This window comes from Anaerolineae bacterium (genome assembly GCA_013178015.1).
Classification (GTDB): Bacteria; Chloroflexota; Anaerolineae; order DRVO01; family DRVO01; genus Ch71.
The window spans coordinates 18,525-28,229 of the sequence record JABLXR010000047.1 but is presented as its reverse complement, the minus strand read 5'-3'; the positions used below and the strand labels follow the sequence as shown (position 1 = coordinate 28,229).

The following is a 9,705-nucleotide window of genomic DNA, read 5'->3' as shown; positions in this document are numbered from 1 at the left end:
CTCGGTGATGCCGATCTCATCGGCGATGTCGGTGATGGTGTTGCCCTCCACGTAACGGAGGTGCAGGACGTCGTAGGCGCGGTTGCGGATGGAGCCGAAGATGTAGCCGTCAGCCGGCTGCAGGGAGGCAATGGCATCCAGGAGAAGGCGGCGCAGTTGACGTGCCTGTGCCATGGGTGAGGCCGAACCGCCCAGCCCCGGTAGGCCCCTGGCGGCGCGGGCCAGAGCGCCGGGTTCGTGCAGTGCGTCCAGGGCTGCGTGCAAAGCTTCCGGGTCGTAGATGCGTGCCTCCGATGTCATGCTCACGTCAGGTCCGCTTCAGCCAGTGTCACCTATACTATAGGCGAATGCGGTCCCTGTCGCTAGCCGAACCTGCAGACGAGTCGATGCGCTGCCGCGGTCTTGCAGCAAGTCCGAGGAAGCTGCTATGGGAGGTGGTATGATGGCGAGGAGAGTGTCGAGGCGTAGAGTGCTACGGGGGATGGGCCTCACGTTGAGTGGCGTTGCTGTGGCTGCCTGTGCCGCCGCCCCGCCGGCGGGGCAGGCGACGGAAGCGGTCGAGAAGGGTGTCGCGGCCTCACCGGCGCCTGCAGAGAAGGTCACCATCCGCGTCAACAACGGGCTGAACGCTCCCTGGCAGGCCTATCACGCCGCCTGCGTGGAGAGCTTCCGGGCCACCCACCCCGACATCGAGATCGTGGAGGAGATCACCGCCGACCAAAGGATCGAGAAGCTTACAGCCGACATGGCAGCGGGCACCGCCCCTGACGTGCTGGACTGGTTTGGCACCAGGCAGCTCATTCCCTATCTCGACAAGAACCAGCTGCTGGACCTCAACCCCTTCCTGGACACTCTGCCGGAAGGGGAGAAGGAGCGGTTCACTCAGTTTGCCTTCGATGACGCCAACTACAAGGGCCTGCAGTACGCAGTGGCCCGTACCGCCACCGTCAACAACGTGTTCCTGCACCGAGGCATCCTGGAGGAGGCGGGCGTGGAGCTCGCCGAGGACTACACCTACGACGACCTGGCCGAGGCGGCCAAGGCCATGACCATCAAGGACGCCAGCGGCAAGACAAGTCGCTGGGGCATGAACGGTGGCACGGCCAACGCCAGCATGTGGTGGTTCTTCTCCGAGCTCACGGCCTTCGGGGGCCAGTTCTGGGACGACAACACCTACGAGCCCCTGTTCAACCAGGACCCTGGTGTAGCTGTACTCGACTGGTACCTCGACCGAATCTACAAGGACGGCACCTGCCTGTCCACCAAGACCGTGCCCGAGGGCATAGACTTGTGGTTCGGGGCCTGGGCCCAGGGACTGGTGGGTATCACTTACTCCGCCTCCTGGAACCTGCCTAGTATCCCCGAGCGAGTCAGGCCCGAGCTGTTGGACGGGGTCGAGTGCTTCAGCGTGCCTGCCGGACCCAACGGAGAGCGATCGTCCAACCCCAGTGCGCAGGCGGCTGCCATCTGGTCGAGGACCCAGCACCCCCAGGAGAGCTGGCAGTACTATTGGAGCACTTACGATGCCGGGTATCCCGACAGGCTGCTTAAGGCTTTCGGAACCGGCCAGCTACTGCCGCTGGCGGACGGGCAGGCTGTGGTTCGCTACCTGGACCCGGACAAGCCGCCCAAGAACAAGGAGGTCCTGCCGACTTTCTTCGCCTACGCCAAGGGCTACCCCATCCATCCCAAGATCTTCGCCATTCAGGACGCGGTGAACGCGGCGCTGGATGCCATCTTGGGGGAGCAGATGACGCCACAGGAAGGCCTGGACGACGCCGCTCGGCGGGCGAGAGACATCCTGGCCGAGGAGTAGACCTCATCCCCCGACGTGGAGAGGGGGAGACGCGGAGACGTGGAGAGAGACTGGTCACCACGTCTCCGTGTCACCGCGCCCGCGCCGGAGGTGCGGCCTGTCCCTAGCGGGAGGACACACATTGGTGGCAGCCGGACGACCGATCCAAAGCTCTGCCGGGCGCGGCAGAGTGCATCTGACTCAGCGGCGACGAGAGGCCCTCGTCGCCTATGCCCTCATATCGCCCTGGTTCATCGCCTTCCTAGTGTTCACGGCCGGCGCCATGGTCTACTCCTTCGGGCTGAGCCTGTTCAGAGCCGACTTCCTGACACCGGCCAGGTTCGTCGGCCTCGGTAACTACACCCGCTGGGTGCAGGACGAGATGTTCGGGCTCAGCCTCTACAACACCGTGTACATGCTCGTCTTCTCCATCGGACTAGGCATGCCGGTGTCGCTGGCGGCGAGCCTGTTGCTTAACCTTCGGCTGCGCGGCATCGCCTTCTTCCGCACCGTGTTCTACATGCCGGCGCTCGTCTCCGGCGTGGCCACTTTCGTCCTCTGGAACATCATTCTGAACAAGGACTTCGGCCTCCTCAACTGGCTTCTCGGCCTGGCGGGCATCGCGCCGGTGCCCTGGCTGACGACGACGACGTGGGCCAAGCCGGCTCTGGTGCTGATGAACCTCTGGGCTGCCGGAGGGGGCAGCATCCTCTATTTGGCCGCGCTTCAGGCTGTGCCCCAAGAGCTATACGAGAGTGCCTCCATTGACGGGGCTGGGCGCTGGTCGCGGTTCCGCCACGTCACCCTGCCGCAGATCAGCCCCACCATTTTCCTCACGCTCGTCACCGGCATCATCGGCGGACTACAGGTGTTCCTCAGCACTATGGTCATGACGGACGGGGGGCCATACTACTCGACCACGACCTACATGCTGGTGCTATACCGCACTGCCTGGCGCGACCTGAGGTGGGGATATGCTTCTGCCATGGCCTGGCTGCTGTTTGCGATCATCATGCTGCTGACGCTGCTGGTGTTCCGCTCGTCGGCCGCCTGGGTCTACTACGAAGGGGAGTTGCGGCGGTGAATGGGAGGAGCCCGGTGCCAGTGAGACAGGGAGACAGAGAGTCGCGCAGGCACGGGGACCCGGAGAAGCTACCTCTCCCCATGTGTTCCCATCCTGTCGAGCGCCCGAATCGCATCTCCCGCCTCTTGGTCCCCATAGCGCGTTGGCTGAGGAGACACCGCCTGCAGCTCTTCGGCTATGGTGTGATCACCTGCCTGGGCGTCTCATTCATCTTCCCCTTCGTGTGGATGGTCTCTACTTCGCTGAAGCCTGCTTACGAGGTGACCACCTATCCCGTCCGACTGGTTCCCTCAGTCTGGCGGTGGGAGAACTACGTACGGGTGTGGCAAGAGGTGCCGTGGGCGAGGCGCTGGGCGCTCAACTCCCTGCTGTTGGTGGAAATCGGCGTCATTGGGGCGATCATCTCCAACACCATGATCGCCTACGCTTTCGCCCGGCTGCGCTTCCCGGGCCGCGACATCCTCTTCCTGGTGGTCCTGTCGGTCATGATGCTTCCCGGAGTGGTCACTGTCATCCCGACTTACCTGATCTGGACCAGGCTAGGGGCTCTGGACACCTACTGGCCCTGGGCGATTGGCGCCTTCACCGGCTCGTCGTTCTACATCTTCATGCTGCGCCAGTACATGCTTGGGCTCCCCTATGATCTGGACGAGGCAGCGCGCATGGACGGCGCCGGGTACATCCGCACACTGGTGCAGATTCTGGTGCCTCTGCTGCGGGCGCCTATCATCGCCGTCGCCGTCTTCCAGTTCCTGAACGTCTACAATGACTTCTTCGGCGCTATTCTCTTCCTTCGCAACGTGCAGCTCTTTCCCCTCTCGTTAGGGCTCGTGGCCGTACGGACCCACCCACAGGTGGGCTGGCGGCTGGAGCTGGTGATGGCGATGTCCACCTGCTTCATTCTGCCCATGCTTATCGTCTACTTCGTGGCGCAGCAGTACTTCATCGAGGGCGTCGCCCTGACCGGCGTGCGCCGGTAGCGTCGAGCGATCTCAGACCAGGGAGCTGTCCGCGTGTACCGAGTGGGTGACGGCGCCTATGTGCGCGACAACGGGGATCTGATAGGCAACCGGCCCCTCTATGGGGCCGCTTCATCCTTCCGGCTCGTGGCCGGGGACCGACCGCTGTTTGCTCTCTCCCTCGGCCCTGATGGCGGCAAGATCGGCAGTGTCTACATTGGCTTTGCCGTGGAAGGGCGGAGCCGATGGCTCCACCACTTCTCCCACGTGCGATCGGCGTACGATCCGGGGCTGATGCGCTACGAGCTGGAGGACGTCCAGCTCGGGGTGCGGTGCATGCTGGAGGCGGTGACCATGGCTGAGGGCGCCGGCGGGGCCTGGCGCCTGGAGCTCAACCATACCCCCGAGGGATGCCGGCTGGTCTGGTGTCTGGGCGGGGCCAGCGGATACCACGCCAACTACTACTTAGACCCGACTCGCTGGCGCCTGTCGCCGGAGGATGCTGTTGCCAACCGCGTCCAGGTGGTGGCTGGAGGGGCCATACTGCACGCGCCCAACCTGGCCAGTGGCTACGAGCGCATGACCGGCAGGTTCGTCGAGCACCACTGGCCCAAGCCGGTGTTTGCCTATACCGGCGCGGAGGAGCGGACGCTTGCTGTTGCCTGTGACCTGCCTGGCGAGTTCCGGGTGGTCAGCGCCGCCGCTGCGGAAACCTCGCCCGCGGCGTTGTGGCTCTCCGCCGCGGGGGACTACCCGGTAGCCGCCTTCCGCTCGAACGAACTGAGGGCGGGTACGGTGGCCCACATTGGCGCGCGGGTGGTTGTGGGTTCCGCTGAGGAAGAGGCTCTCTTCACCGCACCCCTTGGCCAGGCGTTCGCAGCCGGCTGCGAACGCGTCCGATCCGTGGCGGAGAGGCTGACCGTGACTTCGCCCCATCCTGACCTCGATCTCGCCAGCCGCGCTATGGCCGTGGCTCAGGACGGGGCCTGGGTGCCGCCGTCGTTCCTCCATGGCGCTTGGTCCTGGATGCAGCACTATCTCGGCTGGCGTGGTTGGTACGGCGCCGACTGCCTGGGCTGGCATGAGCGGGTGCGCCAGGCGGTCGGGGCCCACCTGGCGACACAGTTCCGCGAGGGGCCGGAGGCGGGTGCTATCTCGGACATGCTGGAGCGCCGGGGCGTCTTCTACAACATGACCGAGGTATTCCTGAACCAGGTGCTTCACCATCTGGAGTGGACGGGCGACCTGGGGCTGGGCCGGGAGGTGTATCCGTCGCTGCTCGCCCTCCGCGGCTGGGAGAAGCGAACGTTCGACCCGGACAACGACGGCCTCTACGAGAACGCCATCAACACGTGGTGTTCCGACAACCACTGGTACCTGGGCGGGGGCTGTGTGCAGGCAAGCGCCTACAACTACGCCGCCAACTGGGGGCTAGCCCGCCTGGCGCGTGCCCTGGGGGAGGACGAGTCGGCCTTCGTCGGCGAGGCAATGCGGATTCTGGCGGCCGCCAACCGGTCGCTGTGGGTGGGCCAGCGTGGCTGCTTCGCCGAGTACCGCGACTACCTAGGGCTCCGCCGCCGGCACGAAGAGCCGGAACTGGCGAGTATCTATCACCCTATCGAGTTCGGGCTAGCTGACTTCGAGCAAGCCGAGCAGATGCTCGACTACGTGCGGCGCACCTTCCAGTGGGAGTCGCTCCAGAACGGCGGCAAGCTGGTGTGGAGCTCCAACTGGTACCCCGTGTACCCCAACGGCCGCCAGCACTCCACCCGTGACCTGATCTTCGCCGAGTGCCTCAACGTCGCCTCCGCTTTCGCCCGCGTCGGCGATGCTGAGACCCTGCAGGGCCTGCTTCTGGGGGCGGCTGCGGCGCCCCTGGCTGGACCCATGCCCGGGGGCCTCACCTGTCACGCCAATCCTGACGGCTCGCAGCGAGTGAACGAGGACTTCACCGATGCCATCAGTATGTTCCTGCGGGTGGTGGTCGAGGACCTGTTCGGCATCCGCCCCGCTCTGGTATTAAGTCAGCGCCTCGTGGCTCCGTGTTTGCCTGAGAGGTGGGATGCCGCCAGCCTGAAGACGCGCGGGCACGAGCTGGACTGGCGTCGCGACGGTCACTGGCGCCTGCTTGACCTGCGTGCCGACATCCCCGCCAGGACGACGATGGAGCTGCCCCTGGGGAATGGTGAGCTGGAGGCGATCGAAGTCAGCGATCCGCGGGCGGAGGCGGCAGGACAGCATCGGCCGGGCCGCTCCGTGGCGACCGTGCGCTTTCGCGGCTCGGACCTACAGGTACGGGCCAGGGTGGGTGCTCCCACCTGGCAGGTGATCTGGCCGGCGCGCTGGGTGGAAGGCGAGAGCGTGGCCATCCAGGCCGAGGGCGCGGCTATCCAGTCGGTGAGGGACCCCGGGGGTGTGCTGACGGACCTGAGCTTCGCTGGAGGTGGCGTCACCGCAAGGGTGGCGAGGGCCACGCCCGGCACGCGCCTGTACGTCCGCCTGTCGGCAGAGGGCCGATCGTCCTTCTGGGACTGCATCCGCATGGCCAGCATCGCGCCAATCGAATCGCGGCTGCTCGACGCTGGCCCCGGCGGCGAGTGGACGCTGGCGCTGCGCAACAACGGCGCTGCCGGTGTCGGCGTTAGTGTTGTCATCGGCGGTCACTTCTCCGGCGAATGGCGCGGTACGCTTCCTCCGTTAGGTGAACGGTTGCTCTCACTGGCGCCGGCCGGCCCGCTGTTACCCGGATTGCAGCGGCTGCAGTTGCGGATCATGGGCGACGTGATGGTGGAAGAGACTCTCCTCGCTCACCGCTGGGAGCTGGGTAGCCCCATCGCAGGGCAGTGGCGCAGCGTTGACCTCACCCCCTGGCGTGACTGCCTGCTGGAGGAAGTCCTGGCGACCCTCGACGTGATGGCTACAGCGGTGCCGTACACTCTGTCGCAGAGGTACATGAGGGGCGTCGAGTTCGACGACAGGCCTATCTCCTGCGACACCCTGAGGGCCTCGGCCGACGAGGCTGGTTACATGACCGTGGGCCCGGGCCTGCGCTTCGACCTGGGGTCGCCTCCGAGTCTGGCGGTGCGCCTGAGTCGGTGGAGGGGACAGCGCGCCCGACTGGACGTGCCTCTTTCGGGAACGGGTCGGGCGGTATACATGCTGCTGGCAGCGCTGACCACGGCCATGCAGAGCCACATCACCAATGCCGTGGCTACCGTTCAGTATAAGGATGGCGAGTGCGAGACTCTGGAGTTGGTGAATCCCACCAACCTTGATTCTGGGCTGGGCCGCTTCGGTCCCTACCACTATGGTGAGGGCTTGCCTGTGCCCGTGGGAAGACGCATAGAGACGGACGAGGCGGTCGCCTCCACGGCCCATGCGCCAGATGCCAGGGACACGAACCGGCCACCGCTCCCCGTGACTATGCTCGGAGTGGAGACGCACGCCGACGCATACTGCATTCCTTTGCAGCCGGGCCGGCCGCTGCGGCGCTTCAGCCTCGAGGTGCTCTCCAACGAGGTGGTGTTGGCCCTACTGGGGCTATCCCTGCTTTCGCTCCGTGAGGCACCATGACTTCGAAGGAACTGGTACTCCGCAACTACAGGTTCGAGTCCGTCCCGCGCTTCACCATAGACTTCTGCGCCTGCAGTGAGGTCTACGCTCGCTTGCGGCGCCACTTCAGTGTTGAGACTGACCTGGAGCTGATGGACCGTCTCCACGTGGACTTCCGGTACCCGAAGCCGGAGTGGGTGGGGCCCGAACTGGTGGATGGCCACGGGCGCCCGACCGACTACTTCGGCATTCCTCGCGGGGGCTCTGTGGGGGACTTCGGGTATGCGCTGGAGCATCCTCTTGCGGACGTCGCCTCCCTCGCGCAGGTCGAGGCCTACCCCTGGCCCGAGGCAGACATGTGGGACTATGAAGGGTATGCGGAGGCCTGCGCCGGCTTCGAAGACTACGCTGTGCTCGGTGGCGTTTGGGGCTGGTTCTTCGAGGCGGCCTCGGAGCTGGTGGGGATGGAGCGCTGGTTCTACCTGCTGTACGACTGCCCAGACCTGGCGCACGCCATCCTAGACAAGATCATGGCCTTCATGGAGGCTACGTCGGAGATGATGTTCGCCCGCGCCGGGCGCCACATTGACATCTGCTTCACCGGGGACGACTACGGCTTCCAGTCCGGACCCATGCTCAGCCAGCGCATGTTCGGGCGGTTCGTGCGCCCCTACCTACAGCGGCTGTATGACGTAGGTCGGCGCTACGGCAAACTGATCATGCATCACTCCTGCGGCAGCGTGGCCTATCTGCTACCCACGCTGATGGAGATGGGCCTCAACATCCTCGAACCGGTGCAGGTGGGAGCGGCCGACATGGCGCCCGAGGTGCTGGCGCGTCTGTACGGCGGCAAGCTGTGCTTCCACGGCTCCATAGACACCCAGGCTACCCTCCCGTTCGGCACGCCCGAGGACGTTCGCCGGGAGGTGCGGGCCCGGGTGGAGACGTTCCGCCCTTACGGTGGCTTCACCATTGCCCCCTCCCAACACTTGCTGCCAGAGATCCCGACCCAGAACATCGTTGCCATGTACGAGGCGGCCTGGGAGTACGCCTGGCTGTGAGCCGGGGTAGGCACTGGATTCAGGGGGACGGGAACCGGGCCCGGAGGCGCCAGCCTCTCACCCGTAGTTCCCGTGGGACTCGAGCAGCCGGATGTAGTAGTCGTACGTCTCCGGACTCACGTCCTCGCCCACGGGGTCCGAGCCGATGATGACGCCCCCTTCTCGCCCCGCCTCGATGATGGGGAGCACGTGCCTCTCGATCTCGCCCCGATCACCGCGCGGCAGTATGTGGCTGTTGCAGACTCCGCCGATGAAGGCCAGCCGCCCGCGGTAGCGCTGATGTAGTGAAGCGAAGTCCATCCCTGCCTTGGGTTCCACCGGATGCACTCCAGCGATGCCCGCTTCGATGAGCAGGTCGAGGAACGGAGTCAGGTTGCCGTCGCTGTGGAGCAAGACTCGAGCGCACCCGGCCGCCTTCAGCCGCTGCACGATCTGCCGGTACACCGGTAGCAGCATGGCCTCGAAGGCGTTGGGAGAGAACATGGGGCCCAGGTTCCCGGCCATGTCATCGTAGATCCACACGCCCATGTCGTGGACAGAAGTCCGCCGTAGTTCCTCCAGACCTATCGCCAGGAGGTGTTCGCCCACCAGGCTGAAGAGGTCGCGGCAGAAGGGCCGGTCCTCGGCCATGTCGATGAGCAGCGTCTCCATTCCCCGGATGAAGGAAGATCGGATGAACGGACCGCCGATCTTGACGAACACCGCCCGGCCGGCCCGGTGGTGAGCTTCGACCGCTTGCACCAGGTCGGTGTAGCGGGCGGCGTCGTCCGTGGGCTCGAAGCGCAGGCGGTCGAGGGTGGCTTTGTCTTTCAGGAGGCAATCCACCGTCTCCTGGAAATTGGCCCGGGCGCTGCGGCGGATGGTGCGGCCCCACCCATCATTCTCGATGACGTAGTCGGCCTGTTGGGCCAACACCGCCTTCTTTGAAGGGAAGAAGCTCTCGTCTGCTACGCACACAGCCAGATCCATGCCGTAGTAGTCGATGGGATCGGCGTCCGACGGTAGGTCCTTGGCTTGCCGCCAGCGCTGGACGAAGCCATTCTCGAAGCCGTCTCGCCGAGGGATCCGGTCGGGTGGGTGAAACTCAAGGGCAGCCAGCACTCTTTCGCGCGAGTCCATCTCAGTTACCTTCGGAGAGGTTGCATTCGGTCTGGACGCTCGCCTTGATCCAGCCTGTGAGGTAGCTGCTCGCGCCAGGCAGACCGTGCGCGTCACGCTGGTCGTTTGCCATGGTGTCCTCCGCGTGGCTCGCGG

General features: G+C 65.3%; 7 protein-coding genes. 5 read left to right on the top strand and 2 right to left on the bottom strand.

Annotated features, from left to right (window positions below):
- On the bottom strand, positions 1–306 hold a 306-nt coding region (locus HPY83_16030; GenBank protein ID NPV09455.1), incomplete at its 3' end, for a hypothetical protein.
- 136 nt (positions 307–442) lie between these two features.
- On the opposite strand from HPY83_16030, the gene HPY83_16025 reads away from it, so the two are divergent.
- The 5 genes from HPY83_16025 (at position 443) to HPY83_16005 (ending at position 8,451) form a co-directional block, all read left to right on the top strand.
- Positions 443–1,816, top strand: a complete 1,374-nt coding sequence (locus HPY83_16025) for an extracellular solute-binding protein (protein NPV09454.1) — start codon at positions 443–445, stop codon at positions 1,814–1,816.
- Between the two features lie 124 nt (positions 1,817–1,940).
- Positions 1,941–2,879 carry a sugar ABC transporter permease gene (locus HPY83_16020; protein ID NPV09453.1) on the top strand — a complete coding sequence of 313 codons (939 nt, stop codon included), beginning with the start codon at positions 1,941–1,943 and terminating at the stop codon, positions 2,877–2,879.
- Between the two features lie 14 nt (positions 2,880–2,893).
- A complete protein-coding gene (locus HPY83_16015) occupies positions 2,894–3,859 on the top strand; it encodes a carbohydrate ABC transporter permease (GenBank protein NPV09452.1) in 966 nt (321 codons plus the stop codon).
- 33 nt (positions 3,860–3,892) lie between these two features.
- Positions 3,893–7,411, top strand: coding sequence for a DUF4450 domain-containing protein (locus HPY83_16010; protein ID NPV09451.1), 3,519 nt, complete (start codon positions 3,893–3,895; stop codon positions 7,409–7,411).
- Positions 7,408–8,451, top strand: coding sequence for a hypothetical protein (locus HPY83_16005; GenBank protein NPV09450.1), 1,044 nt, complete (start codon positions 7,408–7,410; stop codon positions 8,449–8,451). The genes HPY83_16010 and HPY83_16005 overlap by 4 nt, the downstream gene beginning before the upstream one ends.
- Before the next feature lie 57 nt (positions 8,452–8,508).
- Here the strand turns inward: HPY83_16005 and HPY83_16000 are convergent, their stop codons facing one another.
- Positions 8,509–9,570 (bottom strand): hypothetical protein, encoded by a 1,062-nt coding sequence (locus tag HPY83_16000; GenBank protein ID NPV09449.1) that lies wholly within the window; start codon positions 9,568–9,570, stop codon positions 8,509–8,511.
- Positions 9,571–9,705: the final 135 nt, after the last annotated feature.